At 59.7% G+C, this 15,369-nt stretch carries 16 protein-coding genes; 9 read left to right on the forward strand and 7 right to left on the reverse strand.

Annotated elements, in window-relative coordinates:
- Positions 1-79 precede the first annotated feature (79 nt).
- The 5 genes from infC to pheT all read left to right on the forward strand — a co-directional run bounded on the left by infC (position 80) and on the right by pheT (position 5,234).
- The gene (infC, locus tag FHX06_RS16285; protein WP_112541930.1) at positions 80-616 is read left to right on the forward strand and encodes a translation initiation factor IF-3; all 537 of its coding nucleotides are present in this window, start codon (positions 80-82) and stop codon (positions 614-616) included.
- Between the two features lie 299 nt (positions 617-915).
- The gene (gene rpmI, locus FHX06_RS16290) at positions 916-1,119 is read left to right on the forward strand and encodes a 50S ribosomal protein L35 (RefSeq protein WP_004108077.1); all 204 of its coding nucleotides are present in this window, start codon (positions 916-918) and stop codon (positions 1,117-1,119) included.
- A gap of 40 nt (positions 1,120-1,159) precedes the next feature.
- Positions 1,160-1,564, forward strand: a complete 405-nt coding sequence (gene rplT / locus FHX06_RS16295; RefSeq protein ID WP_112541929.1) for a 50S ribosomal protein L20 — start codon at positions 1,160-1,162, stop codon at positions 1,562-1,564.
- Between the two features lie 148 nt (positions 1,565-1,712).
- On the forward strand, positions 1,713-2,795 hold the full coding sequence (gene pheS / locus FHX06_RS16300; protein ID WP_112541928.1) for a phenylalanine--tRNA ligase subunit alpha: 1,083 nt from the start codon (positions 1,713-1,715) through the stop codon (positions 2,793-2,795).
- A gap of 15 nt (positions 2,796-2,810) precedes the next feature.
- Positions 2,811-5,234 (forward strand): phenylalanine--tRNA ligase subunit beta, encoded by a 2,424-nt coding sequence (gene pheT / locus FHX06_RS16305; protein ID WP_183880030.1) that lies wholly within the window; start codon positions 2,811-2,813, stop codon positions 5,232-5,234.
- 48 nt (positions 5,235-5,282) lie between these two features.
- On the opposite strand, the gene FHX06_RS16310 is transcribed toward pheT, so the two are convergent.
- Both FHX06_RS16310 and FHX06_RS16315 read right to left on the reverse strand, forming a co-directional pair.
- Positions 5,283-5,642, reverse strand: a complete 360-nt coding sequence (locus FHX06_RS16310) for a nuclear transport factor 2 family protein (protein ID WP_113114779.1) — start codon at positions 5,640-5,642, stop codon at positions 5,283-5,285.
- A gap of 107 nt (positions 5,643-5,749) precedes the next feature.
- Positions 5,750-6,250 carry a ferritin-like domain-containing protein gene (locus tag FHX06_RS16315; protein ID WP_113013167.1) on the reverse strand — a complete coding sequence of 167 codons (501 nt, stop codon included), beginning with the start codon at positions 6,248-6,250 and terminating at the stop codon, positions 5,750-5,752.
- 144 nt (positions 6,251-6,394) lie between these two features.
- Here FHX06_RS16315 and FHX06_RS16320 point away from each other — a divergent pair, with 144 nt between their 5' ends.
- Positions 6,395-7,012, forward strand: a complete 618-nt coding sequence (locus FHX06_RS16320; protein ID WP_183880032.1) for a hypothetical protein — start codon at positions 6,395-6,397, stop codon at positions 7,010-7,012.
- Here FHX06_RS16320 and FHX06_RS16325 read toward each other — a convergent pair.
- Entirely contained in the window at positions 7,002-7,445 is a 444-nt protein-coding gene (locus tag FHX06_RS16325) for a GNAT family N-acetyltransferase (RefSeq protein ID WP_183880034.1), read from the reverse strand. The genes FHX06_RS16320 and FHX06_RS16325 overlap by 11 nt on opposite strands.
- Positions 7,446-7,459: 14 nt before the next feature.
- Positions 7,460-8,407, reverse strand: coding sequence for an aldo/keto reductase (locus FHX06_RS16330; protein WP_183880036.1), 948 nt, complete (start codon positions 8,405-8,407; stop codon positions 7,460-7,462).
- Between the two features lie 180 nt (positions 8,408-8,587).
- Between FHX06_RS16330 and FHX06_RS16335 the strand changes: the two genes are divergently transcribed.
- Entirely contained in the window at positions 8,588-9,574 is a 987-nt protein-coding gene (locus FHX06_RS16335; RefSeq protein WP_183880038.1) for a Gfo/Idh/MocA family protein, read from the forward strand.
- Here the strand turns inward: FHX06_RS16335 and FHX06_RS16340 are convergent.
- Together FHX06_RS16340 and FHX06_RS16345 are read right to left on the reverse strand one after the other, a co-directional pair.
- The gene (locus tag FHX06_RS16340; RefSeq protein ID WP_112970091.1) at positions 9,571-9,960 is read right to left on the reverse strand and encodes a GtrA family protein; all 390 of its coding nucleotides are present in this window, start codon (positions 9,958-9,960) and stop codon (positions 9,571-9,573) included. The two genes, FHX06_RS16335 and FHX06_RS16340, sit on opposite strands and share 4 nt — an antisense overlap.
- Entirely contained in the window at positions 9,957-10,952 is a 996-nt protein-coding gene (locus tag FHX06_RS16345) for a glycosyltransferase (RefSeq protein ID WP_112541919.1), read from the reverse strand. Before FHX06_RS16345 ends, FHX06_RS16340 begins: the two co-directional genes overlap by 4 nt.
- Before the next feature lie 156 nt (positions 10,953-11,108).
- Here FHX06_RS16345 and FHX06_RS16350 point away from each other — a divergent pair, with 156 nt between their 5' ends.
- Entirely contained in the window at positions 11,109-12,956 is a 1,848-nt protein-coding gene (locus FHX06_RS16350) for a hypothetical protein (RefSeq protein WP_183880292.1), read from the forward strand.
- A gap of 10 nt (positions 12,957-12,966) precedes the next feature.
- Here the strand turns inward: FHX06_RS16350 and FHX06_RS16355 are convergent, their stop codons facing one another.
- The gene (locus FHX06_RS16355) at positions 12,967-13,209 is read right to left on the reverse strand and encodes a hypothetical protein (RefSeq protein WP_112541918.1); all 243 of its coding nucleotides are present in this window, start codon (positions 13,207-13,209) and stop codon (positions 12,967-12,969) included.
- Positions 13,210-13,787: 578 nt separating this feature from the next.
- Between FHX06_RS16355 and xseA the strand changes: the two genes are divergently transcribed.
- Complete coding sequence (xseA, locus tag FHX06_RS16360) at positions 13,788-15,368, forward strand: exodeoxyribonuclease VII large subunit (RefSeq protein ID WP_183880040.1); 1,581 nt, start codon at positions 13,788-13,790, stop codon at positions 15,366-15,368.
- The last annotated feature ends 1 nt before the right edge of the window (position 15,369 follow it).

Raw genomic sequence — 15,369 nt, forward strand, 5'->3', positions numbered from 1 at the left:
GGCGTGACCCGTTTGTGCCCCCTTTTCGAACTGGGACACGAAGCTGCAACGTTCCGAACAACGCGAGGAGAATACGACCATTCGCAGACCCTTTAAAACCGACGCGCCCGTAAAGGATGGACCGCGCTCGAACCGGGAGATCCGCATTCCGAAAGTTCAGCTGATTGCTGCTGACGGACAGAATATGGGCATCGTGCCCACAGACCAGGCCTTGAAAATGGCGGAAGAAGCCGGCCTCGACCTCGTCGAAATTTCCCCCAATGCTGAACCGCCTGTGTGCAAGATCCTCGATCTGGGCAAGCTGAAATATGCCAACCAGAAGAAGGCCGCCGAGGCGCGCAAGAAGCAGAAGATTGTCGAAGTCAAAGAAATCAAGATGCGTCCGAACATCGACACCCATGATTATGAGGTGAAGATGAAGGCAATGGGTCGCTTCTTCGACGAAGGCGACAAGGTAAAGGTGACGCTGAAGTTCCGTGGCCGTGAAATGGCCCACCAGGAACTCGGCATGAAGCTTCTTCAACAGGTCAAGGCCGACACGCTCGAGATTGCCAAGGTTGAAGCCGAGCCTAAGCTCGAAGGCCGCCAGATGATGATGGTGCTGGCGCCGAAGTGACGGTGCCGCACTCTTTCGCTCAAAGCCGTCCGACAGGGCGGCTTTTGTGTTTTCCGGGGGCGGAAGATTCGTCATCCGCCCCGTTGCACTTTCATGACGCTGCGGTTATAAGCGCGCGTCCGAACTGACCGGCAGGGCATGCCGTGGCAGTTTCGAATGCTTGCGGGCAGGTTTCGTCACTGGACCCGCAGATCAACAACAAACGCTCCCGCGCCTTTGGCGAAGACCGGAAAACCGGGCTTTCGCAGAAGGGCTTCTTTAACGAAGCGGGTGAGGAGCTCTCAGAACGGAGTAGCAAAATGCCCAAGATGAAGACGAAGTCCTCTGCCAAGAAGCGGTTCAAGATCACCGCTACCGGCAAGGTCAAGGCGGCTGCCGCTGGCAAGCGCCATGGCATGATCAAGCGCACGAACAAGTTCATTCGCGATGCACGTGGCACGATGGTTCTGGCAGAACCCGATGGCCGCAAGGTCGTGAAGAACTATCTGCCGAACGGTCTCTGAGACTATTCCGGTAACGCGTTAGATTTAAGGAGATCATGAAATGGCACGTGTAAAAAGAGGCGTCACCGCCCACGCCAAGCACAAGAAGGTTCTGAAGCAGGCCAAGGGTTTCTACGGCCGCCGCAAGAACACCATCCGTACCGCCAAGGCTGCTGTTGACCGCGCCAAGCAGTACGCATACCGCGACCGCAAGGTTAACAAGCGCAACTTCCGCGCCCTCTGGATCCAGCGTATCAACGCTGCCGTCCGCGAATTCGGCCTGACCTACGGCCGCTTCATCGACGGTCTGAACAAGGCTGGCATCGAAGTCGACCGCAAGGTTCTCTCCGACATGGCAATCCACGAGCCGGAAGCATTCGGCGCCCTGGTTGCTGCCGCCAAGAAGGCCCTTGAGTACCTCAAGGACACCGGCACGGCTAACGAGTTTGAAGGCGCGGTTCGTTAACCAGCGCTTCCCAAGCTTGACGCTTTTTTGAATTTTGGGAAACCCGCGCTGGTTTGGGCTAGCGCGGGTTTTTCTTTCTCTATACTGCTGGCGCGGCCTTGCCGAGCCCGCCTTTCGAACGCCGCCTGATCCGGACGGAAAGAAGACAATGTCAGATATCGACCAGCTCAAATCCTCTCTGCTTGCCGAAATTGCCGCAGCCAATGATGAGCCTGCGCTCGAAGCCGTCCGTGTTTCCGCGCTTGGCAAGAAGGGCTCGATTTCCGAGCTCCTGAAGACGCTCGGTGCCATGACTCCGGAAGAGCGACAGACCCGTGGCGCCGCGATCAACGCCCTGAAGAACGAAGTGACCGACGCCCTTGCCGACCGCAAATCGGTGTTGAAGGAAGCGGCGATCAACGCTCGCCTCAAGGCCGAAACCGTCGATGTCAGCCTGCCGGTCCGCTCCTCGCCTGCCGAACGCGGCCGCATCCATCCAATCAGCCAGATTGTCGATGAAATCACCGCGATCTTCGGCGACATGGGCTTCTCGATCGCCGAGGGGCCGGATATCGAGACCGACTACTACAATTTCACGGCCCTGAATTTCCCTGAGGGACATCCGGCCCGCGAGATGCACGACACCTTCTTCTTCAATCCGGACGAGAAGGGCGAGCGCAAGGTACTGCGCACGCATACCTCGCCGGTGCAGATCCGCACGATGGAATCGCAGAAGCCGCCGATCCGCATCATCATTCCCGGCAAGACCTACCGCCAGGATTCGGATGCCACGCATTCGCCGATGTTCCATCAGGTCGAAGGCCTCGTGATCGACAAGAAGGCCAATGTCGCCAATATCCGCTGGGTGCTCGAAGAGTTCTGCAAGACCTTCTTCGAGGTCGACAGCGTGACGATGCGTTTCCGCCCGTCCTTCTTCCCCTTCACCGAGCCCTCCTTCGAGGTCGATATCCAGTGCGATCGCTCCGGTCCCATCGTCAAGTTCGGCGAAGGCACGGACTGGATGGAAATCCTCGGCTGCGGCATGGTCCACCCGAACGTGCTGCGTTACGGCGGTCTCGATCCCGATGAATATCAGGGCTTTGCCTGGGGCATGGGCCTCGATCGCATCGCCATGCTGAAATACGGCATGCCCGACCTGCGCGACTTCTTCAATGCCGATGTCCGCTGGATGAACCATTACGGCTTCCGCCCGCTTGACATGCCGACACTGTTCGGCGGTCTCAGCGTCTAAGGGAGGATTGGACCAATGAAATTCACGCTTTCCTGGCTCAAGGATCATCTGGAAACGGATGCCACGCTTGATGAAATCTGCACCCGCCTGACCGAGATCGGGCTGGAAGTGGAAGATGTCGACGACAAGGCCGCCTTCAAGCCCTTCGTCATTGCCAAGGTTGTCTCCGCGGAAAAACATCCGCAGGCCGATCGCCTGAAGGTGCTGATGGTCGATATCGGCCAGGGCGCTCCGGTCCAGGTCGTCTGCGGCGCGCCGAATGCGCGTGCGGGCCTCGTCGGCGCCTTTGCCGCCCCCGGCACCTACGTCCCGGGCATCGACGTGACGCTGTCGATCGGCAACATCCGCGGTGTGGAAAGCCGGGGCATGATGTGTTCGGAAAAGGAACTGCAGATCTCCGACAATCACGACGGCATCATCGACCTTCCGGACGATGCGCCCGTCGGCACGAGCTACGCCGCCTATTCCCATCTCGACGATCCGGTCATCGAGATCAACCTGACGCCGAACCGTCCGGACTGCACCTCGATCTACGGCATTGCCCGCGATCTCGCAGCCTCAGGTCTCGGCACGCTGAAGGCGCGTCCGGCACCGTCGTTCACGGTGGAGGGCGAAACTTCGGTCAAGCTAACGCTCGATCTTGATGATGCAAAGCTCTGCCCGGGCTTCGGCCTGCGGCTCGTGCGCGGCGTCAAGAATGGCCCGAGCCCCCGTTGGCTGCAGCAACGGCTTCTCGCTATCGGCCTGCGCCCCATCAATGCTTTGGTCGATATCACCAATTACATGACCTTCGACCAGGGCCGGCCGATGCACGTCTTCGACGCGGCCAAGGTCAAGGGCAACCTGACGGTCCGCCGCGCCAAGGAAGGCGAAACGGTATTGGCGCTCGATCAGCGCGAATACAAGCTCGGCCCGAACAATGTCGTCATCGCCGACGAGAACGGCGTCGAATCGATCGGCGGCATCATGGGCGGCGAACATTCCGGCTGTGACGAGAACACCGTCGACGTGTTGATCGAATCCGCTCTCTGGGATCCGATGAACATCGCCAAGTCCGGCCGCGCGCTCGGCATCATCACCGATGCCCGCTACCGTTTCGAACGCGGTGTCGATCCGGAATATATGGTTCCCGGCCTCGAACGCACGACGGAACTCGTTCTCGAACTCTGCGGCGGCAAGCCGGCCAAGTCCGAGATCGTCGGCTACAAGGGCTACGAACCGAAGATCGTCGATTTTCCTTATTCGGAGGTCAAGCGCCTGACCGGCCTCGAGATCTCTACGGAAGAAAGCAATACGATCCTGACCCGCCTTGGCTTCAAGGTTTCGGGTTCGGGCGAGCGCGTCTCGGTCGCCGTTCCCTCCTGGCGCCCCGATGTCGATGGCAAGGCCGATCTCGTTGAAGAGATCATGCGCATTCATGGTGTCGACAATATCAAGCCGGCGCCGCTCGAAAGCCATGCAGCCGTCAATGGCCGCATCCTGACGGTGCTGCAAATCCGCACCCGCGCCGCCAAGCGCGCACTTGCCTCGCGCGGCATGCTGGAAGCCGTCACCTGGTCGTTCATTCCGGAAGATCAGGCAAGGCTCTTCGGCGGTGGTTCGGCAGCCCTCAAGCTTGCCAATCCGATCGCCGCTGAAATGTCGGACATGCGCCCTTCGCTGCTGCCGGGTCTGCTGACGGCAGCCCAGCGCAATGCCGACAAGGGCTATGGCGACGTAGCGATCTTCGAAGTGTCAGGCACGTACGAAAACGACAGGCCGGAAGGCCAGCGTCGCGTGGCCGGTGGCATCCGCCGTGGCACCGCATCGCTGGCTGGTGCCGGCCGGATGTGGTCGAACGCAGCAAAGGGCGGCGGCAAGCCGGTCGATGTCTTCGACGCCAAGGCCGATGCGCTCGCCGTGATCGAAGCCTGCGGCCTGCCGATGGGCAATATCCAGATCGAGCAGGGCGGTCCCGAATGGTATCATCCCGGCCGTTCCGGCACGATCAAGATGGGTCCGAAGATCATTCTCGGTTACTTCGGCGAGTTCCATCCGACCACGCTCGAAAAGCTTGACGTCTCCGGCGCCCTTTGCGGCTTTGAAGTCTATGTCGACGCGATGGCCGAGCCGAAGAAGAAAGCGACCCGCACCAAGCCGGCGCTCGACCTCTCGCCTTTCCAGGCCGTCAAGCGCGACTTCGCTTTTGTCGTCGACAAGACGGTGGAGGCCGGCGCCATTATCAAAGCGGCGACCGGCGTTGATCGCAAGCTGATAACCGGCGTCAATGTCTTCGACATTTTCGAAGGCGCTTCGGTCGGCGAAGGCAAGAAGTCCGTAGCAATCGAAGTGCAGATCCAGCCGGCCGAGCGCACCCTTACCGACGAGGATTTCGAAGCGCTGACGCAGAAGATCATGGCCAGCGTAGCCAAGTTCACCGGTGGTGTCCTGAGAAGCTGATCCGGCTAAGAAAGCCGTGATAGGACCGGCGGCGTAAGCTGCCGGTCTTCATAGATGGAGATGGTAGAGCTTGCTCACGATCGTCCAGCGACCATCGATCTTCAGCAGCGACAGATAGTCGGTGAAGCGCATGCCGGCGAAATCGTCGGTCACTTTCACGGTTGCCGCGTCACCTGATATATCGATGCTGTCTATATCCATGTAAGGTTGGGTGCCGGGCGGCGCGGCCCCTTCTTCGAGAATAGCGGCGATGAATTCGTCGCGTGAGAGCCATTCCACTGCGTTCTGATAGTGCCCGATAACAGAGCTTTTCGGGTGAAAGGCCTTCTTCAAGGCCGCCTCATTGGCGAAGGCCATACCCTCGACATAGAGATGAACCGTTGCTTCGATTGCCTGCCTGTCGGCCATATCGATACCTCGTCCCATATTCCCAGCGGAAAGGATAGAGGCGTGGCGGGCGAAGGCAAGATCAGAGGGAGAAGAGCAGCGCGTGACGGCTGCTCTTCTTGCATGCGCTAAGCTGCGCGTGAAGCCTTCTGGTTTGCGGCAGATGTCGCAAGCTTCGTCAGGATCTGGTCAGTCTTGCCTTCTTCCTGCAGTGTCTGGTCGAGAAGAGTAACAGCGTCCTTGAAGCCCAGCGTTTGCGCCCAGGTTTTCAGTGTCCCGTAGCGGGCGATCTCATAATGTTCGACGGCCTGGGCCGCGGAAATCAGGCCAGCATCGACAGCTGCCGTCCCCTTGAACTCCTCCATGATTTCCTCGCCCTCGGCAATGATGCCTTGAATTGCTTCGCAGGTCTTGCCCTGGGCGCGCTTGCCGATGATTTCGAAGACCTGCTGCAGTCGCTCGACGTGACCTTCGGTCTCTTCGCGATGCTTTTCAAAACCCGCCTTCAATTCCTGCGACTGGGCGGCGCGCGCCATTTTCGGCAGGGCGCGTAGTATCTGGCGTTCGGCGAAGTAGATGTCCTTGAGGGTGTCGTAAAACAGATCTTCCAGCGTCTTTTCCTTGGCCATTGTTCCGTTCCTTGTTGGGAGATTTCCGCCCTTGCGGCGACACTGCATAGAAGCATTCACTATGCTAATTGTTCCCGTGGAAATCGGGTGGCGCGGTTTGGTCCTCCTGGCAATGATATCAGGAGGGATCGGGGAGGGCGGAACATGAAGAAACCAGGATCGATGAAAGGGCTGGAGGATCTCGGGCGGGTGCGCCTGTCGAAGAACTTCTTCTTCCGCGATTTCCTTCATTCCGAAATCGCCGATTTCTACCGTATTCCGAATATTCCCGAAAATCCTGATCTCGCCATCGAGACAGGCAGGCGGCTTTGCGAAGAACTTCTGGAGCCGCTGGAAGCAACCTTCGGGCGCCTCCATATCCGCTCCGGCTACCGGGCGCCCGAGGTCAACCGCTTCGGCAATGAAAACAATCTCAACTGCTCGACCAATGCCACGACTGCCGCCCATCACATATGGGACATGCGCGATTTCGACGGCTGCATGGGCGCTGCCGTCTGCATTGCCGTGCCCTGGATGGTCGATCATTACCATGATGAAAGCGATTGGCAGAGGCTCGCCTGGTGGATCCACGACCGCTTGCCCTATGCCTCGCTCTGCTTCTTCCCGAAACTATGGGCTTTCAATATCCAGTGGCACGAGCGGCCGAAGCGGGTGATCCAGAGTTACGTGCGTCCGCGCGGCATCCTGACCAAGCCGGGCATGGCCAATTGGGAGGGCGATCATTCCGAATGGTATGAAGGCTTTCCGCAACTCAGAAATTGATGCGGTAGCGGATGTGGCCATCACTCTCGACGTATGTATCGTAGAGTGCACGGGCCGTCCTATTCTGCTCGCTCGTATGCCAGTAGAGCCGCGACCAACCATTCTTCTTGCAGAGGGCCACGAGGTCGTCCATCAACGCCCGGCCGACACCCTTTCCGCGCACATCCTCTGATACGAACAGGTCTTCGAGATAGCAGTCCTTACCGCGGATCCAGGTGCCTTCATGCGTCAGGCAGAGTGTGAAGCCCACAACCTCGCCGTCGAGTTCCGCTACCCGCATGAAGATTGCCGACGCCGGATCGAAGACCCGGCGCCAGGTGGAATCGGTGATATCGGCATCGACGGTGACCTCGTAGAATGCGAGATAGTCTGCCCAGAGCGCACGCCAGCGCGCCTCATCTTCGGGTCTCGCATCGCGGATCGTCACGGTCATGCCATCACCTCGTTTCAGGCGCCGGCCTCGTCGAGCAGCGCCATCGCCTCGTCGGAGAGCGTGAGCGTTGCCGATTTCACCAGGCTTTCAAGCTGAGACAGGCTCGTAGCACTGGCGATTGGCGCCGTCACGCCCTTCTTGCGCAGAAGCCAGGCGAGCGAGATTTCCGCCGGCTTGGCGCCCGTCTCGGCCGAGACCTTGTCGAGTGCGGCAAGGATGCGCAGGCCCTTGTCGTTGAGATATTGCGAAACGCGGCCTTCGCGAGCGCGGCCCTCCGTATCCGCCTTGCTGCGGTATTTGCCGGAGAGAAAGCCGGCTGCGAGGCTGAAATAGGTGATGACGCCGATATCTTCCTTCACACAGAGGTCGGCAAGCGGGCCTTCGAAGCTCGAACGCTCATAGAGGTTATATTCCGGCTGCACCGCCTGATAGCGCGGCAGGCCGGCCTTATCGGCGGCATCGAAGGAAGCCTGCAGCAGGCTCGCATCATAATTCGAGCAGCCGACGGAGCGGATCTTGCCTTGTTCTAGAAGCTTCGCATAGGCGCCGAGCGATTCCTCATGCGGCGTGTCCGTATCCGGCCAGTGCGACAGATAGAGATCGATATAGTCGGTCTGCAGCCGGCGCAGCGAATCCTCGACTGCCTTCAGGATATAGCCGGCCTTCAGCGTCTTGCCCTGGCCCATGTCCGAGCCCACCTTGGTGATGATGACCGCCTTGTCGCGGGAAACCTTTCCCTTCTTCAACCACTTGCCGATGATCTCCTCGGAGTCGCCGCCCTTGTTGCCCGGCACCCAGGCGGAATAGACGTCGGCCGTATCGATCGTGTTGAGACCGGCGTCGAAAAAGCCGTCCAGAATGTCGAAGGATGTCCTTTCGTCGGCCGTCCAGCCGAACACATTGCCGCCGAAGACGATCGGCGAGACCGAAAGACCTGTTTTTCCAAGCCGGCGCATTTCCATGGCGCTCTCCCAAAATGCTGAAGTGATTGAAATCGGAGGAAACGGCAGAACGCCGTTCGTCACTAACCTAGCGCGGACTGCCTTTGAGGGAAACCAAACTTCCGTGATCGCCCGTCGCGCCATTGCGCCGCATGAGAGGGCTGAATAAGGTGCGCCCGATCGATTGCAGGAGGACCTTTCATGTTGCGTTTCGGTATACTTTCAACGGCCAAGATCGGCCGGGATAATGTCGTTCCAGCCATTCAGGACGCGGAAAACTGCGTCATCACCGCTATTGCCAGCCGTGATTTTGCGCGTGCCCGGGAGATGGCGGACCGCTTCTCCGTGCCGCATGCCTTCGGCTCCTATGAGGAAATGCTGGCGTCGGACACGATCGATGCCGTCTATATTCCTTTGCCGACCTCACAGCATGTCGAATGGTCGATCAAGGCCGCCAATGCCGGCAAGCATGTGCTATGCGAAAAGCCGATTGCATTGAAGGCCTCCGAGATCGACGATCTCATCGCCGCACGCGACCGCAACAAGGTCATTATCAGTGAGGCCTTCATGGTCACCTATTCGCCGGTCTGGCGGAAGGTTCGCTCGCTGCTGCAGGAGGGTGCGATCGGCGAGCTCCGCCATGTCCAGGGCGCCTTTACCTATTACAACCGCGACCCGGGCAATATGCGCAACATCCCCGAGCTTGGCGGCGGCGGCCTGCCTGATATTGGGGTCTATCCTGTTATCAGTACCCGCTTTTCCACCGGCAAGGAGCCGTCCTGGGTCCAGGCGATCACCGAGCGCGATGCCGAGTTCGGCACCGATATCTATTCCAGCGTCAAGGCCGATTTCGGCGATTTCGAACTGAGCTTCTATATCTCCACCCAGATGGCCGGCCGCCAGATCATGGTCTTCCACGGCACCGACGGCTATATCGAGGTCAAGTCGCCGTTCAACGCCAATCGCTGGGGCCTGGAGGAGATCGAAGTGACCGATCGCGGTCACAGCGAATCCCGGATCATTCGCTTTCAGGATAGCCGCCAGTACAGGTGCCAGGCGGAAGCTTTTGCCCGCGCTGCTGCAGGCGAAAAGGAAGAAATCGTCACGCTGGAAGATTCCAGGCTCAATCAGAAGGCGATCGACGCCATCTATCGCGCCAGCGAGATGGATGGTTGGGAAGCCGTCTAGTTTTTCTCGGCTTTGCCGCGGAAGACGAAGCGGGAATAGCCGAAGAAGCTGAAGAACATCGACGCTGCGGTCGCGAGCACCATCGCGACGAGCGGCTGCAGCGCCGGTAGTGACAGAAGCAGCGCCGAATAAAGCCCATAATTGACGAGGGCTGCTGTCACGCCGACCGAGCCGTAGCGGAAGCCTTCTGCTGCCAGCGATCGGCCTGACCGGTCGAAAGTGAAAGTCCGGTTGAAGGCCCATGTCGTCGCCATCGCGAGTGCAATGGCAATCAGCCGGCCAATGAAGGGGCCGAGTGGCGTCAGGTGCAGGAGGGCAGCAAGCACGCACGCATCGACGATGAAGCCAAGGCCACCGGCGATCGCGAAACGAATGAGCTTCTTCATGCGGCATCCGCCTTCTTGCCATCGAGTGTTATGGCTGAGGTTTTATCCTTTACCGAAACCGGTGCTGCAAGGCTCATATAATGGATACGCAGCTGCTCAGCCCGCGCCCGCGCAACGGAATCGAGGATCACGCCGGCAGTAAACAGCATGATGGAGATCATCGCCAGTGCCGTCGAAAGCACCCAGGTCGGCATGCGGCTGACGAGGCCGGTCGCAAAATATTCCGCCAGCACCGGACCCATGAAGCCGAGACTTGCCAGCATGAAGAACGCGCTGATCGTGCCGAAGAAGGCGAAGGGCCGCGTCTCCTTCATCAGCATCGCAAACATCCAGAGGATCTTGCCACCATCGCGGAAGGTCGAGAGCTTCGAATGCGAGCCCTCCGGGCGCCGACCGTAATGCAGTTCCAGTTCACTGACAGGCAGTTTCAGCCGCGACGCATGCACCGACATCTCCGTTTCGATCTCGAAACCGCCAGAAACTGCGGGGAAACTCTTGACGAAACGGCGCGAGAAGGCCCGGTAGCCAGAGAAGATGTCGGTAAAGTCAGGTCCGAAGATTGCGCGATAGAGGATGTTGAACAGCCGGTTGCCGAGGGCATGTCCCTGCCGGCCGGCGTCGTCATGCACGCCGCGCCGCGTGCCGACCACCATATCGGCCCTTTCCGTCAGCAGTGTCCGCACCAGCTCTTCGGCATCCTCAGGCGCATAGGTCCCATCACCGTCGGCGATGATATAGATGTCGGCATCAATGTCGGCGAACATGCGCCGCACCACATGGCCCTTGCCCTGACGCCGCTCGCGCACGACATGCGCGCCGGCGAGCATGGCATGCAATGCCGTGCCGTCAGTGGAATTGTTATCGTAGACATGGATATGCGCATCGGGCAATGCCGCCCGGAACCCCCTGACGACAGCCCCGATCGTCGCCGCTTCGTTGTAGCAGGGAAGCAGAACGGCAATGTCAGGACTTTCGCTGAGCGATCGCGCCATGGGGTTATACTCGTTACAAAGAAACCGAGGCGAATTTACGCCATGCTGCGTTAACAAGCCCCTATAAGAAGCGAAAGCTGTCGCGTCCTGTGGTTTACACTTTCTTGATAAGCCAAGGCTAAGGTTTGCCCATCACGCAACGACCTGGCTATCATGATGAACGCAGTGCAGCCGATCGCCAAGGCGCAAGCCACATCAGTCAGGACTGGTCTCATCGGCAATATTCGGCAGCTGCTGACGCGTCTCCTGCCATCCGCCCTCATCTACAGCCTTGTTCTGATCGGCATTGTCGTCGTCATGAAATACGCCGGGGGTCGGGTCGATTATGTCGGCCCCGACAATGATGACGGCATGCGCCTCGTGGAGGTCAGGGACTTTCTGAACGGGCAGGGCTGGTTCGATCTGATGCAGTATCGGCTCGGCCTCGGCGAAGGCACGCTCATGCACTGGTCGCGGCTGATCGACTTGCCGATCGCTGCACTGATCCGCTTCTTCGGCCTCTTCCTCGGCCACGATGCAGCAGAAGCTGCCGCACTCGTGGTCTGGCCCCTGTCGCTCGTTTTTCCTGCCATGCTTGCCATGGGTCTTGCCGGACGGCGTGTCGGCGGCCTTGCCGGCATGCACCTGTCTTTCTGCTTTGCCGGCATGGCGGTCTATACCGGCAATCGCTTTGCGCCAGGTGCCATCGATCACCACAACGCTCAGCTCGCGCTCGTCGCAACCATGGTGGCGATGCTCTTCGATGAAAGGCAGCGCGCCTGGAACTACGTCATTGCTGGCGCGTCAGCCGCCCTGGCGATCGCGATCGGCGCGGAAACCACGCCCTTCGTTGCCATCTACTGTCTTGTCGTCGCGCTGCTTTGGGTCTGGGAAGGCGAGCCGTTCGCCGCCGCCACCAAAGCTTTCGGCCTCAGCCTGGCTGTTGCGATCAGCATCCTCTTCTTTGTAACGGTACCGCCACAGCACTATTCAGCGGTGACTTGCGACAATCTTTCGCTCGGCTTCTACAGCCTGGCAACCATTGGCGGTGGTCTGCTGCTCGCCGCCGCGATCTTTGCGAGCCGTCTCGGCCGCGGCTTGCGTCTTGCCGTGATTGCGGCTGTCGGCGCCGCTGTTTTCGGCTCCGCCATGGTTATTGCCCCGGAATGCTTGCGCAACCCGCTTGCCGACCTCGATCCCATGCTGGTCGAACTCTGGCTGCGCAATGTCTCGGAAGCGCAATCCATTCTCGCTCTTGGCAGGACAGATCCCTTTTCCATCGGCGCATTCTATGCGCCTGGCCTGCTCGCGATCGCCGTCTGTATTTTCCGCTCCGTGCAGGGTGATCGCGTGCAAGTCCATCTCGTCCTTCTGGCACTCTTGAGCGTCAGCTGGGCCGTTGCACTGGTTCAGGTCCGGGGAGCCGTATTCTTAAATCTGCTATCCATCCTGCCGCTTGCCTTGCTGATCATCGACGTGCGCCGCGTGTCGAACGGCGACAGCGAAAATGCCGCGGCTGCCCTCATCTATATCGTGACGGTCCTGGCAAGCGTGCCGGCGGTATGGGCCGTCGGCGGTGCGCTTGTCGAAATGCAGGTGAACAAGACGAAGGATACGGAGGTGGCGGATAAACCATCATGTTCCTCCAGGCAGGCGCTCGCGCCGCTTGGCGGCCTGCCTGCGGGTCTCGTCTCGGCGCCGTCGGAAATGGGTGTGCCGATCCTGCGCTACACCGCCAACCGTGTTTTATCGGCGCCCTATCATCGCAACCAAGGCGGCATGCTGACCGAGATGCATATAGGTCTGGCCGAGCCGCAGGAAGCAGAGGCCTTTCTGAAGGGAGCGGGCGTTACTGTTCTTGCCTTCTGCCCGGATGATCTGCAGACAAGCGAAATCGCCAAATTGAAGCCCGACGGGCTTTATGCACAACTTGGCAAGGGCAATATTCCTGGGTATCTCGCTCCGCTGCCAAAAGCTGCGGACAGCGGCGTCCAGTTCTTCCGTTATCGGCCGGCGTCGGACTGAGTCCCGTCTTTCAGGAGTGGACGAGTACAGCCCGCAGGCGATCGGTGGTAAAGAGGCCGCCGAGGTAAAGCAGCAGGCCGGCATTGTAACCGATGATCGTGTAGAAAAGCGCCAGGAATGAAACCGCACCGCCAGACACAATCGCGGCGATGGCAAAGGTTACAGCGATCAGCATGGCGACGATTGCAATGACGCCGGCCGAGCGCATAAGGCCAGCGGTGAGGCCCAGGGTGGTTGCTGTCAGGATGATCATGTTGTCACCTCTTCTTCAGGTCGTTTGCGAGGAACCTAGGGGTCCTCCGCTAACAAAAGTTTATTGGCCACCCTTAATGAAAGCTGCACTTGCAGCCATGGTTACGGATGCGTTCACCTGACGGCATTTCCTCCGGCTTCCGCCGGGTACGTGTTTCGATACAGTTCAACTCTGTTACAGGCTGAAAAGTTCCGTTACTTTTCCATTTACGTAAACGGAACTCTCCGGCTGCAACATCCGCGTTCGCACGAAGCAGCATTACGCTGTCAATTCGATCGCGCCTGATCGACCAGTTGTTCGGAAAGAGGGCGAGCCGAAACCTATAAGGTTGAGCAATGGCGACGATGATAGAAGCGACCGCTCCCGCGTCGCTCATCGACGGGGAATTTTCACTGTCACCAACATGCTCATTTTCGGGTCGGGTGTTCGCCACTCCCTACGAACATGAATGATACTAAGATTTTTTTTAGAGTAGCGATATCCCTATTTCTTGGGTCTCCCACCGTTTTTTGAATAAAAATTCGCCCTTCCCCGGCCCCGACCTTTCAGTTTAAGGGCGATCAAAATAGAAAGAGGGGATGAGCAATGTCTTTGACGGCGATTCGCCTACCAACCTTGCGGAATATTCGGTCTCTGAGCTCTCCGGATCCATCAAGCGGACCGTCGAGACAGCTTTCGATCAGGTGCGTGTGCGCGGCGAGATCTCGGGTTACCGTGGTCCGCATTCCTCGGGCCATGCTTACTTCTCGCTGAAGGACGATCGCGCGCGGATCGATGCGGTCATCTGGAAGGGAACTTTTTCCCGACTGAAATTCCGCCCTGACGAGGGCATGGAGGTGATCGCGACCGGAAAGGTAACGACTTTTCCCGGCTCCTCCAAATACCAGATCGTCATCGAGACGCTCGAGCCCGCAGGCGCAGGCGCGTTGATGGCGCTGATCGAGGAGCGCAAGCGCCGCCTCGGCGCCGAAGGCCTGTTCGATCCTTCGCGCAAGAAGCGCCTGCCTTTCATGCCCAAGGTGATCGGTGTCGTGACCTCGCCGACGGGCGCCGTCATCCGCGATATCCTGCATCGCATTTCCGATCGTTTCCCCGTCCATGTCATCGTTTGGCCGGTCAAGGTGCAGGGGGAGGGCTCCGGCGAGGAGGTGGCAAACGCCATCAACGGCTTCAACGCCCTGGAACATGGCGGCGAGATCCCGCGTCCTGATGTGCTGATCGTCGCCCGCGGCGGCGGCAGCCTCGAAGATCTCTGGAGCTTCAACGACGAAATCGTCGTGCGTGCCGCGGCCGATAGCCGGATTCCGCTGATCTCCGCTGTAGGCCACGAGACCGACTGGACGTTGATCGACTACGCAGCCGATATCCGCGCCCCGACACCGACCGGTGCAGCCGAAATGGCCGTGCCCGTCAAGGCCGAGCTCGAGGCCCAGGTCGCAGGTCTCACTGCCCGTCTGCAGGGCTGCATGAGCCGCCAGATGGATCAGCGCCGCCAGTCCGTCCGCGCCTTGATGCGCGCCCTGCCGTCGCTCGATCAGCTGCTGGCGCTGCCCCGACGCCGCTTTGATGAGGCCGCTGCCGGTCTCGGTCGCGGGCTGGAGCTCAACACCATCAACAAACGCCGCGGTTTCGAGCGTGTTGCCTCGCATCTGCGGCCGGACGTGCTCTCCAACCGCATCACCGAGCGTCGGCAGCTTCTGAACGAACGCATGGCGCGGGCCGAGCGTGTCGTCGAACGCCGCATCGACAATCTGAAAGCCCGTGTCGAACGCTTCGGTGTCGTTCTGTCATCCGTGCCGACTAGATTGACCACACAGACGGGTCGTGCTCGCGACCGCCTCGCCAATTTCTCCCGCCATGCCGACAGCGCCATTGGTCATCAGCTCGCTCGCGCCCGCGCAGCTCTGGCAGCGCAAGACCGTGTTCTTCAGTCTCTCTCCTACAAGAACGTGCTGAACCGCGGTTATGCCGTCATTCGTGATGAAAACAACAAGCCGGTCTCGCAGGCATCGGCACTCTCCGCCGGCATGGGCATCGCCATTGAGTTCGCCGACGGCCGCGTCGGCGCCATGACGACAGAAGGCGGTGCTGCGCCATCAGGGGCCAGGAAGCGCACGATCAAGGCCGGCGAGCCACCGAAGCAGGGAAGCCTGTTCTAGC

It is taken from the genome of Rhizobium sp. BK512, from assembly GCF_014194915.1.
Taxonomy (GTDB): Bacteria; Pseudomonadota; Alphaproteobacteria; order Rhizobiales; family Rhizobiaceae; genus Rhizobium.

What these genes read in the sequence shown, in the direction of transcription:
- FHX06_RS16325 (WP_183880034.1), bottom strand. Translation starts at nt 7,445, where the DNA reads ATGACCGTGACGATCCGCGATGCGAGACCCGAAGATGAGGCGCGCTGG.
- FHX06_RS16345 (WP_112541919.1), bottom strand. Translation starts at nt 10,952, where the DNA reads ATGGCGCGATCGCTCAGCGAAAGTCCTGACATTGCCGTTCTGCTTCCC.
- FHX06_RS16355 (WP_112541918.1), bottom strand. Translation starts at nt 13,209, where the DNA reads ATGATCATCCTGACAGCAACCACCCTGGGCCTCACCGCTGGCCTTATG.
- FHX06_RS16310 (WP_113114779.1), bottom strand. Translation starts at nt 5,642, where the DNA reads ATGGCCGACAGGCAGGCAATCGAAGCAACGGTTCATCTCTATGTCGAG.
- FHX06_RS16350 (WP_183880292.1), top strand. Translation starts at nt 11,109, where the DNA reads ATGAACGCAGTGCAGCCGATCGCCAAGGCGCAAGCCACATCAGTCAGG.
- pheT (WP_183880030.1), top strand. Translation starts at nt 2,811, where the DNA reads ATGAAATTCACGCTTTCCTGGCTCAAGGATCATCTGGAAACGGATGCC.
- FHX06_RS16315 (WP_113013167.1), bottom strand. Translation starts at nt 6,250, where the DNA reads ATGGCCAAGGAAAAGACGCTGGAAGATCTGTTTTACGACACCCTCAAG.
- rplT (WP_112541929.1), top strand. Translation starts at nt 1,160, where the DNA reads ATGGCACGTGTAAAAAGAGGCGTCACCGCCCACGCCAAGCACAAGAAG.
- FHX06_RS16340 (WP_112970091.1), bottom strand. Translation starts at nt 9,960, where the DNA reads ATGAAGAAGCTCATTCGTTTCGCGATCGCCGGTGGCCTTGGCTTCATC.
- rpmI (WP_004108077.1), top strand. Translation starts at nt 916, where the DNA reads ATGCCCAAGATGAAGACGAAGTCCTCTGCCAAGAAGCGGTTCAAGATC.
- FHX06_RS16335 (WP_183880038.1), top strand. Translation starts at nt 8,588, where the DNA reads ATGTTGCGTTTCGGTATACTTTCAACGGCCAAGATCGGCCGGGATAAT.
- pheS (WP_112541928.1), top strand. Translation starts at nt 1,713, where the DNA reads ATGTCAGATATCGACCAGCTCAAATCCTCTCTGCTTGCCGAAATTGCC.
- xseA (WP_183880040.1), top strand. Translation starts at nt 13,788, where the DNA reads ATGAGCAATGTCTTTGACGGCGATTCGCCTACCAACCTTGCGGAATAT.
- FHX06_RS16330 (WP_183880036.1), bottom strand. Translation starts at nt 8,407, where the DNA reads ATGGAAATGCGCCGGCTTGGAAAAACAGGTCTTTCGGTCTCGCCGATC.
- FHX06_RS16320 (WP_183880032.1), top strand. Translation starts at nt 6,395, where the DNA reads ATGAAGAAACCAGGATCGATGAAAGGGCTGGAGGATCTCGGGCGGGTG.